The organism is Hymenobacter psychrophilus, assembly GCF_900107135.1.
Classification (GTDB): Bacteria; Bacteroidota; Bacteroidia; order Cytophagales; family Hymenobacteraceae; genus Hymenobacter; species Hymenobacter psychrophilus.
In genome coordinates this window covers 78933-93489 of sequence record NZ_FNOV01000002.1, presented here as the reverse complement: position 1 = coordinate 93489, position 14557 = coordinate 78933, and the positions used below count along the sequence as shown (strand labels likewise).

The window sequence follows — 14557 nt, the reverse complement described above, 5'->3', positions numbered from 1 at the left end:
TGGCTTGATAAGCAGCGTATTTATTCAACTAGTCCATATCCTGAATACTATGGAATAAATCTAATATGTCTTTAGGAATAAATTCAGGAATATCATCAATAATTTTATTAATTATTTCCTTCTTCAATCCTTCCTCTTTATTAAATTTATTTAATTGAGGAAATTTATTTTTAATAATAGCTTCTAAATTATGGCCTTGATTCTCTAAATACCATTCGGGAATTGATATTTCTGAATTATTGCCGTAGATAACTTTTTTCATAGATGATTTAGTAATATCAAATCCATCTGATACTTTGTTTATAATAAAATCGGACATAAGTTGAAGTTGAGGATTTGATAAATTCCTGAATTCTGAGTATGTTTCGTTATTTGTGAGTCCTAGATCAGCTCTTTCAATAAGTCTTTCGCTTAAAAGTAGCGCACAAAGTAGAATTGGATCAAAGATGTAGTTCTCTAAACTATATCTTTCTGAATGTCCAAGAACTAAAATATGTCCTTGAGGATTATTTTTTATATCCCAATCAATAATTCCAAACACAAATTTGTTTCCAAAAGATGTTAACCTTTCTACGATATCAATAACTTGGTCGCAATTACCTGCTCCAGCTACTCCTGAAGAAATAAAATTAAGAGAAATATCTTTAATCAGCTTACTCTTGAGTTTATTATAAATTTTTTCGTAAAATATAACATCATACTTACTCTCTACAAAAACTTGTCTTCTATTTTCGTAATTAACACTGAAAGATGGAACGCCTGAAGTAAGTATTTTCAGAGCATGGTCTTTAGTAGACTTTTCCAGACGTTGACCAGATTTATTGACAACGAACAACGACTCCTCGGGCGCTAAGGCAACAGTTGAAGGAGAGTGAGTAGTCATTATGACTTTCACTCCCTTGTCTTTAACAAAAACATTTAAAATTACATCAAGAAATTGCTTAGACATTGATGGATGGAGAGAAGCGTCAGGTTCATCCATCAATAGAACTTTAGGAAATTCAATAGAAAATTTTGAATTGTATAATGCCAAAGCTAAGGACATCAATACTTTTTCCCCTGATGATAAGTCGCTGAATTTAACTTCGGTTCCTGTTATATTATTAACTAATTTAAGTTCGAATGGTGCATCTCTATGGATACCACTAGGCGAATTTATGTGATAATCTAGATTCGCTTCCTTTATGATTTTATTCACAAAGTCCCAAGGTGCTTCTCCGTTTTCTGTTATAAAATCCTCATTTGATAAATATATTATTGATTTGTCATTGTTTTCAACAGAGATAAATCTTTGATATCTATTTTCATCGAATTTATCTTGGTATCTTTTGAATAATCCTGAAAAATTTTGATAGAATATATCATCTGAAGTAATATGAATTGGACGATGAAGATAAACATCTTCTTGTGATAATTCGTTAATATCTTTGTTTGTTTTATTTGCAATATCTACTAAAATCTTAACTTGTTTGGGGTCATTTACAAATTGATTTAAGTTGTACTGCCTTAACTTATTTTGTTGTTGAAAATTATGATATGGGTTCCAAATGTCTTCAATTTCCTGTAATGATGATTGTCTTGTTATTATATTGCTATCATTCGGTGACAAAGTTTGGTGAGTTACATATTTTTTTGGATTCAATTCTTGGTTATTTTCAGATACTGATGCCTTTGTTTCAATAATTGCAGATAAAATCTGTGTTTTACCGGCCCCATTTACACCTGTTAAAATTGTTAAATCAGGCAAATTTAAATTGAAAGGGTCTAAAGACTTGTATTTTACTGGTAAATTCAGCAGCATATATTTAAAAGTTAATGTTAGAAATTAGTTAAAGAAAAGAATTACATATTCCGCCGATACTGCCCGCCGACCTCGAACAGGGCGTTCGTAATCTGGCCAAGGGAGCAGAACTTGACGGTTTCCATTAGCTCATTGAACAGGTTTTCGTTGGCTACGGCGGCCTGTTGCAGGTGCTTGAGGCGCGCCGGGGCCTCGTCGGCGTTGCGGGCTTGCAGGGCTTGCAGCATCGTAATCTGGTACTGCTTTTCCTCCTCGGTGGCGCGGATAACCTCGGCGGGCACCACCGTGGGCGAGCCTTTAGAGGAGAGGAAGGTGTTCACTCCTATTATGGGGTACTCGCCCGTGTGCTTGAGCATCTCGTAGTGCATGCTCTCCTCTTGAATCTTGCCGCGCTGGTACATGGTTTCCATGGCGCCCAGCACGCCGCCGCGCTCCGTGATGCGGTCGAATTCGAGCAGCACGGCCTCTTCCACTAGGTCGGTGAGCTCCTCGATGATGAAGGAGCCTTGCAGCGGGTTTTCGTTCTTGGCCAGGCCCAGCTCGCGGTTGATGATGAGCTGAATGGCCATGGCCCGGCGCACCGATTCCTCGGTGGGCGTGGTAATGGCCTCATCGTAGGCGTTGGTGTGCAGGGAGTTGCAGTTATCGTAGATGGCGTACAGGGCCTGCAGGGTGGTGCGGATGTCGTTGAAGTCGATTTCCTGGGCGTGCAGGCTCCGGCCGCTGGTCTGGATGTGGTACTTGAGCATCTGCGAGCGGGCGTTGCCGCCGTACTTCAGCTTCATAGCCTTGGCCCAGATGCGGCGCGCCACGCGGCCAATCACGGCGTACTCGGGGTCGATGCCGTTGGAGAAGAAGAACGAGAGGTTGGGGGCGAAGTCGTTCACGTCCATGCCCCGGCTCACGTAGTACTCCACAAACGTGAAGCCGTTGCTCAGCGTGAGGGCCAGCTGGGTGATGGGGTTGGCGCCGGCCTCGGCAATGTGGTAGCCCGAAATCGACACCGAGTAGAAGTTGCGAACCTTCTCGTCGATGAAGTACTGCTGCACGTCGCCCATCAGGCGCAGGGCGAATTCGGTGGAGAAAATGCAGGTGTTCTGGGCCTGATCTTCCTTGAGAATATCGGCCTGCACCGTGCCGCGCACCTGCGTGAGGGTGCGGGTTTTGATGCCGGCGTACACGTCGGCGGGCAGCACCTGGTCGCCGGTTACACCGAGCAGCAGCAGGCCGAGGCCGTCGTTGCCCTCGGGCAGCGGGCCCTGATAGTGGGGGCGGGGCTGGCCGTAGCCCTGGTAGATTTCGTCGATTTTCTGGCTTACCTCGTCTTCCAGGCCGTGTTCCTTAATATAGAGCTCGCACTGCTGGTCGATGGCCGCGTTCATGAAGAAGGCGGCAATGGTGGCGGCCGGCCCGTTGATGGTCATGGAAACCGAGGTGCTCGGGTTGGCCAGGTTGAAGCCCGAATAGAGCTTCTTGGCGTCGTCGAGGCAGGCGATGCTCACGCCGGCGTTACCGATTTTGCCGTAGATGTCGGGCCGGTGGTCGGGGTCTTCGCCGTAGAGCGTCACCGAGTCGAAGGCCGTGCTCAGGCGCTTGGCGGGCAGGCCCATACTCACGTAGTGGAAGCGGCGGTTGGTCCGCTCGGGGCCGCCTTCGCCCGCAAACATGCGGGTGGGGTCTTCGCCCTCGCGCTTGAAGGGGAATACGCCGGCCGTGTAGGGGAACTCGCCGGGCACGTTCTCCTGGAGCTGCCAGCGGAGCAAATCTCCCCAGGCAGTATAGCGCGGCAGGCTCACTTTCGGAATCTGGGAGCCCGAGAGGCTCTGGGTGTGGGTCTGGATGCGGATTTCCTTGTCGCGCACCTTGAATACGAACTCGGGGGCTTTATAAGCAGCTACCGTTTGCGGCCAGGTCTCCAGGAGTTTCCAGTTCTGACCGTCCAGGCGGAGCTTGACCTCCTCGAAGGTGCTCTCCAGGCCGGCCACGAGTGCTCCGGGCTCGATTCCGGAGCCTGCTGCGCCGCTGCCGTTACCAATTCCTCCGGCACTGTTTCCAATTCGGTCGTTGCCGAGGCTTTCAACGGCTCCGACGGCTTGTCGGATTCCATAGAGCTGCTGCGCTGTGGCAGACTGTTTTTGAACCCACTGGTCATATTGGCGGTTGGTTTCGGCTATTTCGGAAAGGTAGCGCGTGCGGTGCGGCGGAATAATGTAAATCTTCTCGGAATCCTCCACCGAGGTTTCGAGCTTCGAAGCGAAGGCGTGGCCCGTGCGCTCCTCCATGGTGGCCAGCACGGCGCGGTACAGCCGGTTCATGCCCGGGTCGTTGAACTGCGAGGCGATGGTACCGAACACCGGCATGGTATCGGTCTGCTTGTCCCAAAGGCCGTGGTTGCGCTGGTACTGCTTGCGCACATCACGTAGGGCATCGAGCGCGCCCCGCTTGTCGAATTTGTTGAGGGCAATCACGTCGGCGAAATCGAGCATGTCGATTTTCTCCAGCTGGGTGGCCGCCCCGTATTCGGGCGTCATCACGTAGAGGCTGGCGTCGGAGTGCTCGATGATTTCGGTGTCGGACTGGCCGATGCCGGAGGTTTCGAGGATAATCAGGTCGAAGTCGGCGGCCCGCACCACGTCCACGGCATCCTGCACGTACTTGCTCAGAGCCAGGTTGCTCTGGCGCGTGGCCAGGCTGCGCATGTACACGCGGGGGCTGTTGATGGCGTTCATCCGGATTCGGTCGCCGAGCAGCGCCCCGCCGGTCTTGCGCTTGCTGGGGTCGACGGAAATAATGGCAATGGTCTTCTCGGGGAAGTCCATCAGAAACCGCCGCACCAGCTCATCCACCAGGCTCGACTTGCCCGCGCCGCCCGTGCCGGTGATACCGAGGATGGGGGATTTTTTAGCTGTTAGCTCAGATCTGTTAGCTGATAGCTTATCGTTCGAACGGGAGCTATCAGCTAACAGCTGATGGCTAAAAGCTTTTTTAAACTCCTCGGGGAAGTTTTCGGCGGCCGAAATCAGGCGGCCGATGTCGCGGGCGTTCTTGTCCTTGAGGTGGTCGGCCTCGCCGTTGAGGTTCTGGCCGGTCGGGAAGTCGGCCTGTTCGAGCAGGTCGTTAATCATCCCTTGCAGGCCCATGGCGCGGCCGTCGTCGGGCGAGTAGATGCGGGTGACGCCGTGAGCCATCAGGTCCTCGATTTCGGAGGGCAGAATTACGCCGCCCCCGCCGCCGAAGAGCTTGATGTGGCCTGCGCCCCGCTCTTGCAGCAGGTCGTGCATGTACTTGAAGTACTCGTTGTGGCCGCCCTGGTAGCTGGTAATGGCAATGGCCTGAGCGTCTTCCTGAATGGCGCAGTCCACGATTTCCTGCACCGAGCGGTTGTGGCCCAGGTGGATAACCTCGGCCCCGCTGCTCTGGATGATGCGGCGCATGATGTTGATGGCGGCATCGTGCCCATCGAACAGGGCCGCGGCCGTTACAATGCGGACGTGGTTTTTAGGTTTATAAGGAGCTGCGGGAGCTTGCATAGGGGCGGGTTGTTGGGTGGGTTTTGGAAGGGCTAAGGTACGAAACAGGCAGCGGGGGCGCGTTGCAGGCACCCGAAACCGGGAGTGGTGCGCAAATGTAGTAGGCCGGCATCTACTTAAACACGGTAGTTTTACGCCATGCCGAAACGAATGCCCCGGAATTTGCAGGTTGTATGTGCAGGCTTGATATTGCTCGGGTTACTTGTTTGGCTGACTGGGTTTTTTATGCCGGCCTTGGTTCCGGGCAAGAGCATCAACGACCTATATGCTCTGCAGCCGCAGCTTGGTTCAGGCAACGAGGCGGAGACCCGGCAGGCCTACTACGCAACGGAAGTAGCATGGCGCACCAGCCGCAATACCTGGCTCGATATCGGCTCCGGCATAGCTATCAGCAGCCTGACGGTTCTGTTGTTTTTACGAGCCAACCGAGTACAAACCCGGGCACGGTTCCGGCGGCTGAAAACGGTGAGTAAAGCCGGATTTCTCATCTGGCTGAATATCGGGTGGGCTACATTACTCGCTGCCCTCTATTGGTATCACTATTACCGTGCTATCCGCGGCGACTTCCCGCCCTTCGCTGACTCGATTGGCATTCCGCTGATGTATGGGCAGGCGGCACTTTTCGGGTGCTGGCTTATCAGCAACGGACTGTTTCTGCTCGCTTTGTGGCCCGCGCGCCTGCCCGCGCTGCTTTTCGAGAAGCCCAAATACAATTCGTGGCCAGCCGTGCTGGTCGATGCAGTGGTATTCTTACCACTCATGTTTACGGGCCTCTATACCATCATGACTATCATCGACGGCGACCACCTGGCAATTGCCGCTGCGCTGCTGTTCTTCTATTTGCTGCTTGTTCTGCGGGCAGGCTATATGCGGGCTATCAACGCGCGGTAACAACGGCTGTATGGGCCACTGAAGACGCTGCTGAAGCAGTGTTTCAGCCAGCGCTTACGCACTCGGGATGTAGCGTGCAGCTCCGGCTTCGCATCACCCTCATAATTGGTTTCATCGTCAGCATCGATACGCCGAGCCAAAGCTTAGCGGTACGGGCTAGCGGCCCTTTTTCGAGTTATAAAGACACAAAAAAATGCCCCGACGAATCCGCCGGGGCATTTCCACTATAAAGTCTAACCGACCTTACGCCGTTTCCTTTTCCTTCTTTTTGGCCTTGGGTTTCACGTCCGGAATCAGGTTGTGGGGGTTGATGACAAACTTTTTGGCCACGCCGCTGTCGAATTCCTCGTAGCCGCGGGGCGCGTCGTCGAGGCTGATAACCTCCACGTTCACGGCCTTGGCAATCTGCACTTTGTCGTATAAAATAGCCTGCATGAGTTGGCGGTTGTAGCTCATCACGGGCGTCTGGCCGGTATGGAACGAGTGGCTTTTGGCCCAGCCCAGCCCGAACCGGATGGAAAGGCTGCCTTTCTGAGCGGCCTTGTCCTCGGCACCCGGGTCTTCGGTTACGTAGAGGCCGGGAATGCCGATGGAGCCCCCGGCGCGGGTTATTTCCATGAGCGAGTTGAGCACGGCCGCCGGTACTTCCTTCTTGGAGTCGGTGCCGTGCCCGCTGGCTTCAAAGCCCACGCAGTCAACGGCGCAGTCGATTTCCGGCACGCCCAGAATCTGGGTGATCTGCTCGGTCAGGGTGGCGTCGAGCGTCAGGTCCACGGTTTCACAGCCGAATGAGCGGGCGTGCGCCAGGCGGGCCTTGTTCATATCGCCCACAATTACCACGGCCGCGCCCAGCAGCTGGGCCGAAGCCGCGGCGGCCAGTCCTACCGGCCCGGCGCCGGCAATGTACACGGTGGTGCCCGGGCCTACGCCGGCCTTCACCGCCCCGTGGAAACCCGTCGGGAAAATGTCGCTCAGCATGGTCAGGTCGCGGATTTTCTCCATCGCCTGGTCTTTGTTCGGGAACCGGAGCAGGTTGAAATCAGCGTAGGGAACCATCACATATTCGGCCTGCCCGCCAATCCAGCCACCCATGTCCACGTAGCCGTAGGCGCCCCCGGCGCGGCCCTCATTCACGCTCAGACAAATGCCGGTTTTCATCTCCTTGCAGGTGCGGCACCGGCCACAGGCCACGTTAAACGGCACCGATACTAGGTCGCCCTTCTTGAGAAACTCCACATCGGCGCCCGCCTCAATCACCTCGCCAGTTATTTCGTGGCCCAGAATCAGCCCGGCCGGCGCTGTAGTGCGGCCACGTACCATATGCTGGTCCGAGCCGCAGATGTTGGTCGATATAACCTTGAGAATCACGCCGTGCGTGATTTTTTTGCCTTTCGGGTTTTTCAGCTCTGGAAAGTCGATATCCTGAACGGCTACTTTGCCGGGCTCCAGGTAAACTACGCCTCTGTTGTTGGCCATGATAGTGGGTTGTGGAAGTGGTAGATAAGGTGTAAAAAGCCAGACGGCGGCCTTCACCATAAAGGAAGACCGCCGTTTGGTGTTCTACTGCAAGGCCGGTTGGCGCCATAAGGTTTGTGTTGGCACCAAGGCAGGCCGGCCGCAACCGGCTACTTCAGCGCCTTCATGCCGGCTTCGGCCACCGTGTGGTCGTTCTCCACCGAGTCGCCCGATACGCCGATGGCCCCCACAATTTCGTCGCCCTGCTTAATAGGCAGGCCGCCTGGGAAGGTAATGAGGCCGCCGTTGGAGTGCTCGATGCCGAAAAGCGAACCGCCGGGCTGCGAAATTTTGCCGACCTCGCCGGTGGGCATATCGAAGAAGCGGGCCGTTTTGGCTTTCTTAATGGAGATGTCAAGCGAACCCAGCCAGGCGCCGTCCATGCGGGCGAAGGCTACGAGGTTGGCCCCGGCATCTACCACCGCAATGTTCATTTTTACGCCCATTTCCTGCGACTTTTGGCGGGCGGCTTCAATAATCTGCTGGGCCTGCTGGAGATTGATAGAGTTCATGGGAATTTAGTTGGTGAATACTTTTATACGCGGGTTGGAGCCCAAAAGATAGTTCGGCTGCGGCCGCTGTAATGGTGGTCGGGCCCCTGCCGTGGCCAAGCAGCGGTGAGGGTTGCTACGGCCGCCGGTTGCCAAGGCTACCAGGCGGCCGTAGCATATCCGGGCGTCGTTGCGTACCTTTGAACCTAGAAAAAACTGCCTCCAGTGAAGAACATCCGCAATTTCTGCATCATTGCCCACATCGACCACGGCAAAAGCACGCTCGCCGACCGCCTGCTCGAATTCACGAGCACCGTGGCCAAGCGCGACATGCAGGCCCAGCTGCTCGACAACATGGACCTGGAGCGGGAGCGGGGCATTACCATCAAGAGCCACGCCATCCAGATGCAGTATCCCTATAAAGGGGAAATCTATACGCTCAACCTGATTGACACCCCCGGCCACGTCGATTTCAGCTACGAAGTAAGCCGCAGTATTGCCGCCTGCGAGGGTGCGCTGCTCATCGTGGATGCCTCGCAGGGCATCGAGGCCCAGACGATTTCCAACCTCTACCTCGCCATCGGGGCCGACCTGGAAATCATCCCCGTCCTCAACAAAATCGACCTGCCCCACGCCATGCCCGAGGAGGTGAGCGACGAAATCGTGGACCTCATCGGCTGTGAGTACGAAGACATCCTGCACGCTTCCGGCAAAACCGGCCTCGGCATCGAAGGCATCCTCAATGCCATCATCGAGCGGGTACCGGCCCCTAAAGGCGACCCCGAGGCGCCGTTGCAGGCCCTCATTTTCGACTCCGTTTTCAACTCCTACCGTGGTATCGAGGTGCTGTTCCGCATCAAGAACGGCACCATGCGGAAGGGCGACAAGCTCCGCTTCATGGCCACCGGCAAGGAGTACGGCGCCGACGAAATCGGCATCCTGGGCCTCAACCAGGAGCCGCGCCAGGAAATGGGCGCCGGCAACGTGGGCTACCTCATTTCGGGCATCAAGGAAGCCCGCGAAGTGAAAGTGGGCGACACCATTACGCACGTCGCAAACCCCACAAAGGAAGCCATTAAGGGTTTTGCCGATGTAAAGCCGATGGTTTTCGCCGGCATCTACCCCGTCGATACCACCGAATACGAGGAGTTGCGCTCGTGCATGGAGAAGCTCCAGCTCAATGACGCCTCCCTGGTGTGGGAGCCCGAAACGTCGGTGGCCTTGGGCTTCGGCTTCCGCTGCGGTTTCCTGGGCATGCTGCACATGGAAATCGTGCAGGAGCGCCTGGAGCGCGAGTTCAACATGACGGTGATTACCACCGTGCCCAGCGTGCAGTTCCACGCCACCGGTACCAAAGACCAGCTGCTGACCATCAACGCGCCGAGCGAAATGCCGGAGCCGAACATGATCAAGCACATCGAGGAGCCCTTCATCAAGGCCCAGATCATCACGGCCGCCGATTATGTGGGCCCGATCATCACGCTGTGCATGGAAAAGCGTGGCGTTATCAAAGGCCAGAGCTACCTGACGAGCGAGCGGGTAGAAATGACCTTCGAGCTGCCGCTGTCGGAAATCGTATTCGACTTCTTCGACAAGCTCAAAACCATCAGCCGCGGCTACGCCTCGCTCGACTACGAGTTGATCGGCTTCCGCGAGTCGGACATGGTGAAGCTCGACATCATGCTCAACGGCGAGAAGGTTGATGCGCTATCGGCCATCGTGCACCGCAGCAAGAGCTACGAGTGGGGCCGCCGGCTGTGCGAAAAGCTGCGCGAGCTGTTGCCCCGCCAGCAGTTCGAAATTGCCATTCAGGCCAGTATCGGCCAAAAAATCATTTCGCGCGAAACGGTGAAAGCCCTGCGCAAAAACGTAATTGCCAAGTGCTATGGCGGCGACATCAGCCGCAAGCGCAAGCTGCTCGAAAAGCAGAAGGAAGGCAAGAAGCGCATGCGCCAGGTAGGCTCCGTGGAGATTCCACAGGAGGCCTTCTTGGCCGTACTTAAGCTTGACTGACGACTAAAACGCGCCGTTGACAGGCGCGTTTTTTTTGCACGTACATCCTCATTTTTTCATCTGATGCACTTCTTAACCGGGCGTGTGTTGCTTTCCCTCAAACCATGTCTGACCATCATCTCGTGAAGAACTGTCGCAGCCACGACCAACTGGAGAAAATCCGTAAGGGCCAGGAGCGTAAGTTCCGCTGGCGCGACGATTGGCCCGTGATGGAAAAAGCCCTGCTCGAAGCCGGTGCCGAAGCCATTACCGCCTACGAAGCCTCGGTTGCCGACGCCGCGGCCGACAAGCCCTCCGCCTAACCCACTTCCTGCCGCATGACGAGCGCCCCCGACGCCATAACCTACCGCCTGATCGACGGCAAGCAAACCGCCGAGGACATCAAAGTTGAAATTGCGGCCGAAGTAGCCGCCCGCAAGGTTGCTGGCTACAAAACGCCGCACCTAGCCGCCATTCTGGTGGGCCACGATGGCGGCTCGGAAACCTATGTGCGCAACAAGGTGCTGGCCTGCGAGCGGGTGGGCTTCGAAAGCACCCTGCTCCGCTACGAGGACTCCATCACGGAAGCCGAACTGCTGGCCAAGGTGGCCGAGCTGAACGAGGACCCGCAAATCGATGGGTTCATTGTGCAACTGCCGTTGCCCCGCCACATCGACACCAATAAGGTGATTGAGGCGGTGCGGCCGGAGAAGGATGTGGACGGTTTCCACCCGATGAACATCGGGCGGATGGTGGCAGGGCTGCCGGCCTTGCTGCCGGCCACGCCCTCGGGCATCGTGGAGCTGCTGCGCCGCTATGGCCTGCCCACCGACGGCAAGCACTGCGTGGTTATTGGGCGCTCCAACATTGTAGGTACGCCGGTTAGCATCTTGCTGGCCAAGAACCTGGAGCCTGGTAACTGCACGGTTACTTTATGCCACTCGCGCACCCAGAACCTGCCCGAAATCACCCGCACGGCCGACATCCTAGTGGCGGCCCTAGGTCGTCCCGGTTTCGTAACGGCTGATATGGTAAAGCCCGGAGCGGTGGTGATTGACGTGGGTACGACCCGCGTGGAGGACGCCAGCAAGAAAGCTGGCTGGGCCCTGAAAGGTGATGTGAGCTTTGCCGAGGTGGCCCCGCTTACGTCCTATATCACGCCCGTACCTGGCGGCGTCGGCCCCATGACCATTGCCATGCTACTGCTCAATACGCTGCGGGCTGCGAAAGGGGAGATGTAATAGGAATTTGGATGACAGCGAGTTTCCCAGAACTCTAAAATCCAATTATCCCCTGCTGGGCTTTCAGAATTCGGGGCGTTGTAGTACTTTTAAAGTCGGTCCGCCGGGAAAAGCGCCAGTTACTGCGGTAGTTGGATTTCCCGGCGGCCCGACTTGTTTTTTTTCAAAAGATCACCCGTTTTGCTGCACGTACTTCCGCTAACTTCAGTCACGCCGGTCGCCGATTCGCTTCCCGTGATGGAGCAATTTTATACCATTCAGGGCGAGGGCTACAATACCGGCCGCGCCGCCTATTTCATCCGCCTCGGCGGCTGCGATGTGGGCTGCGTATGGTGCGATGTGAAGGAGTCGTGGCCCTTGGATGCGCACCCGCGCCACGCTCTGCCCGACTTGGTAGCGGCTGTAACGGCCCATCCCGGCCGCAACGTGGTGGTAACCGGGGGCGAGCCGCTTATGCACGAACTGGGCCCGCTCACGGCCGCTTTGCAGGCCGCTGGCTGCCAGACCTGGATTGAAACCAGCGGTGCCTACCCGCTTAGCGGAAACTGGAACTGGATTTGCGTATCGCCCAAGAAGTTTAAGGCTCCGCTACCCGCGGTGCTGGCCGCCGCCCACGAGCTGAAAATCGTGGTCTTCAATAAAAGCGACTTTGCCTGGGCCGAGGAGCACGCCGCGCTGGTCGGCCCCGAATGCCGCCTTTATCTGCAGCCCGAGTGGAGCAAGGCCTCGGCCATGACGCCGCTGATTGTGGACTACGTGAAAGCCCACCCGCACTGGCAGGTGTCGCTACAGACCCATAAGTACCTCGATATTCCTTAGCGTCCTCACTTCTTTAGCCCGTTTTGTATGCGTCGTTCGCTCTTCGTGTTGTTGGTGGTGCTGCTGACTGCCGGTGGCCTTGCGCCGCGGCCGGCCGCGGCGCAGGCGCGGCTCAGCTCTACTAACACCAAGGCCCGCAGCCTCTGGGATAAGGCCCAGGGGCAGGCCAAGGCCCGTGACTTTAACAAGGCACTCGAAACACTCGACCAACTCACCCAGAAATTCCCTTCACTGGGCGAGCCGTATCTGCTACGGGGTTCTTTGCTTAAGGCCATGGGCGAAAACCAGGCGGCTTTCGAAGCCTACCGCACCGGACTGCCCAAGCTACCTGTCGATGCAGCCCGCACCAACGACTACTTTATGCTGGGCGAGTTGGCCATGAGTTTCGGTGAGTACACCACGGCCGCCGACGCGTACCAGAAGTTCCTTAAAACGGCTCCTAAAAGCCAGCGCAATACGCCGCAGGCCCGGCGCCAGTTGCTCAACTGCGAATTCGCCGCTAAGGCCATAGCCGCGCCCACCGGCCCCGAACCCACGCGCTTGCCCGAGCCGCTCAATACCTATCGGTTTCAGTATTTCCCAGTGCTCACCGCCGATAGCCGCTTTCTGCTCTTCACGGGCCGGCCCACTTCCGACAGCGACGAAGACCTGTTTATAAGCCGCCAGAACCCTGATGGTACCATGGGCGCGCCAGCCCCCATCTCGCCGGCCATCAACACCTCGTTCAACGAGGGGGCAGGGGCTATTTCCGGCGACGGTAAAACGCTGGTATTTGCCTCCTGCGACCGGCCCAACTCGGTAGGCAACTGCGACCTGTACATTTCGCGGCGCACCGGCAACAGCTGGAGCAAACCCGAAAACCTGGGTCGCAACGTCAATTCGTCTGAGTGGGACTCCCAGCCCACGCTTTCGGCCGATGGACGCACGCTGTATTTTACCAGCGTGCGGCGCGGCGGGCAGGGGCAGGAAGACATTTACGTGACCACGCTCGACGAGCAGGGCAACTGGACACCCGCCCGCAACTTGGGTGCGCCCGTAAACACGCCGGGTAAGGATATGGCCCCCTTCATCCATGCTAGCGGCACCACGCTCTACTATGTCACCGACGGGCTGGTGGGCATGGGTGGCCTCGATATTTACCGCTGCGAGCTGGCCACCGATGGTAAGTGGGAAGCGCCCCGCAACCTGGGCTACCCGCTCAATACGTTTGAGAACGAGGCTTCGCTATTTATCAGCTCCGACAATCGCCGGGGCTTCTGCTCGCGCTGGCGCACGGCCGAGCCGGGTGTGAAGCGCCAGCGCGACCAGCCGGTGGAGCTGTACTCGTTTGAGGCGCCCAGCAGCGTGCGGGCCCGCGAAACCAGTACCTACACCCAGGGCCGGGTGTTCGATGCTGTCACCAAAAAGCCTCTTGCTGCCGACGTGCAGCTTTACGACCTCAATACCAACGAACTGGTGCAGTACGTGAACTCCGACGCTGAAACCGGCGAGTACACCGTGGTGCTCAATGAAGGTCGTCAGTATGCCATGTATGCGGCCGCCGATAAATACCTGCTGCGCAGCCTCAGCTTCGACTACAGCAGCCGCCGCAGCTTCGACCCGCTCACCCTCGACCTTTACCTCGACCCGGTGGGCGCAGGCCGTAGCGTGGTGCTCAACAACCTGTTCTTCGATGTGAGCCAGTACGAGCTCAAGCCCAAGTCACGCACTGAGCTCAACAGGCTGGTGAGCTTCATGAAACAGTATTCTACTATTCAGGTGGAAGTATCGGGCCACACCGACGACGTGGGGTCCGACAACGATAACTTGGTGTTGTCGCAGAACAGGGCCAAGTCGGTATACCGATACCTGCTGAGCCAGGGCGTGGAGGCCGCCCGCCTGCGCTACAAGGGCTACGGTGAGGCCCGCCCGCTTGCTCCCAATGATTCCGAAGACAACCGCCAACAGAACCGCCGTATCGAGATCCGAATTCTGTAATGCTGGCAAACGTGGCCTGAACGGGTAGTTTTTGCTCCCAGCTCCAATCAAAAAAGGACAATTACACTAGTAATTGCACTTTTTTTGATTGGAGTTTTTCTTTTTCATAGCATTATCAATAGCTTGATAATGAGGGCTGTAAATAATTATAATAAAAGTTATTGATTAGAATAGTTATAAAAAAACATTTTATAGTTTAACATTTTGGTGTACATTTGATTATTCCCATAAAGCAGCCGGCGCCAGTGGGAGTGGCAGCAACTGTACTATTTATAGCGCAATTCGCTGCTAACAGCCTTA

Annotated in this window: 10 protein-coding genes; 6 read left to right on the top strand and 4 right to left on the bottom strand. The window is 55.7% G+C overall.

Translation table 11 applies throughout. The features are described 5' to 3' along the window. Positions 1 to 28 precede the first annotated feature (28 nt). Positions 29 to 1801: an AAA family ATPase gene (locus tag BLW21_RS02875; RefSeq protein ID WP_092737733.1), complete on the bottom strand. Its 1773-nt coding sequence runs from the start codon at positions 1799 to 1801 to the stop codon at positions 29 to 31. A 41-nt stretch (positions 1802 to 1842) separates the two neighbouring features. Continuing rightward, entirely contained in the window at positions 1843 to 5331 is a 3489-nt protein-coding gene (locus BLW21_RS02870; RefSeq protein ID WP_092737731.1) for a methylmalonyl-CoA mutase family protein, read from the bottom strand. Between the two features lie 138 nt (positions 5332 to 5469). On the opposite strand from BLW21_RS02870, the gene BLW21_RS02865 reads away from it, so the two are divergent. Next, the gene (locus BLW21_RS02865) at positions 5470 to 6222 is read left to right on the top strand and encodes a hypothetical protein (protein WP_139255065.1); all 753 of its coding nucleotides are present in this window, start codon (positions 5470 to 5472) and stop codon (positions 6220 to 6222) included. 243 nt (positions 6223 to 6465) lie between these two features. Here BLW21_RS02865 and fdhA read toward each other — a convergent pair whose 3' ends face one another. Together fdhA and BLW21_RS02855 are read right to left on the bottom strand one after the other, a co-directional pair. Beyond that, complete coding sequence (gene fdhA / locus BLW21_RS02860; RefSeq protein ID WP_092737727.1) at positions 6466 to 7698, bottom strand: formaldehyde dehydrogenase, glutathione-independent; 1233 nt, start codon at positions 7696 to 7698, stop codon at positions 6466 to 6468. 149 nt (positions 7699 to 7847) lie between these two features. After that, entirely contained in the window at positions 7848 to 8249 is a 402-nt protein-coding gene (locus BLW21_RS02855) for a GlcG/HbpS family heme-binding protein (RefSeq protein ID WP_092737725.1), read from the bottom strand. 204 nt (positions 8250 to 8453) lie between these two features. Here BLW21_RS02855 and lepA point away from each other — a divergent pair, with 204 nt between their 5' ends. The 5 genes from lepA to BLW21_RS02830 all read left to right on the top strand — a co-directional run bounded on the left by lepA (position 8454) and on the right by BLW21_RS02830 (position 14257). Beyond that, a complete protein-coding gene (gene lepA, locus BLW21_RS02850; RefSeq protein WP_092737723.1) occupies positions 8454 to 10241 on the top strand; it encodes a translation elongation factor 4 in 1788 nt (595 codons plus the stop codon). 104 nt (positions 10242 to 10345) lie between these two features. Beyond that, on the top strand, positions 10346 to 10543 hold the full coding sequence (locus BLW21_RS02845; protein WP_139255064.1) for a hypothetical protein: 198 nt from the start codon (positions 10346 to 10348) through the stop codon (positions 10541 to 10543). Positions 10544 to 10558: 15 nt separating this feature from the next. Continuing rightward, complete coding sequence (locus tag BLW21_RS02840; RefSeq protein WP_092737719.1) at positions 10559 to 11461, top strand: bifunctional 5,10-methylenetetrahydrofolate dehydrogenase/5,10-methenyltetrahydrofolate cyclohydrolase; 903 nt, start codon at positions 10559 to 10561, stop codon at positions 11459 to 11461. Between the two features lie 237 nt (positions 11462 to 11698). Then, on the top strand, positions 11699 to 12280 hold the full coding sequence (locus BLW21_RS02835; protein WP_092737717.1) for a 7-carboxy-7-deazaguanine synthase QueE: 582 nt from the start codon (positions 11699 to 11701) through the stop codon (positions 12278 to 12280). 27 nt (positions 12281 to 12307) lie between these two features. Further along, positions 12308 to 14257, top strand: coding sequence for an OmpA family protein (locus BLW21_RS02830; protein ID WP_245711791.1), 1950 nt, complete (start codon positions 12308 to 12310; stop codon positions 14255 to 14257). Positions 14258 to 14557 lie beyond the last annotated feature (300 nt).

Excerpts from the sequence above, each read along its gene's own strand:
- fdhA (WP_092737727.1), bottom strand. The coding sequence starts at position 7,698 with ATGGCCAACAACAGAGGCGTAGTTTACCTGGAGCCCGGCAAAGTAGCC.
- BLW21_RS02870 (WP_092737731.1), bottom strand. The coding sequence starts at position 5,331 with ATGCAAGCTCCCGCAGCTCCTTATAAACCTAAAAACCACGTCCGCATT.
- BLW21_RS02840 (WP_092737719.1), top strand. The coding sequence starts at position 10,559 with ATGACGAGCGCCCCCGACGCCATAACCTACCGCCTGATCGACGGCAAG.
- BLW21_RS02830 (WP_245711791.1), top strand. The coding sequence starts at position 12,308 with ATGCGTCGTTCGCTCTTCGTGTTGTTGGTGGTGCTGCTGACTGCCGGT.
- BLW21_RS02845 (WP_139255064.1), top strand. The coding sequence starts at position 10,346 with ATGTCTGACCATCATCTCGTGAAGAACTGTCGCAGCCACGACCAACTG.
- BLW21_RS02855 (WP_092737725.1), bottom strand. The coding sequence starts at position 8,249 with ATGAACTCTATCAATCTCCAGCAGGCCCAGCAGATTATTGAAGCCGCC.
- BLW21_RS02865 (WP_139255065.1), top strand. The coding sequence starts at position 5,470 with ATGCCGAAACGAATGCCCCGGAATTTGCAGGTTGTATGTGCAGGCTTG.
- BLW21_RS02875 (WP_092737733.1), bottom strand. The coding sequence starts at position 1,801 with ATGCTGCTGAATTTACCAGTAAAATACAAGTCTTTAGACCCTTTCAAT.
- BLW21_RS02835 (WP_092737717.1), top strand. The coding sequence starts at position 11,699 with ATGGAGCAATTTTATACCATTCAGGGCGAGGGCTACAATACCGGCCGC.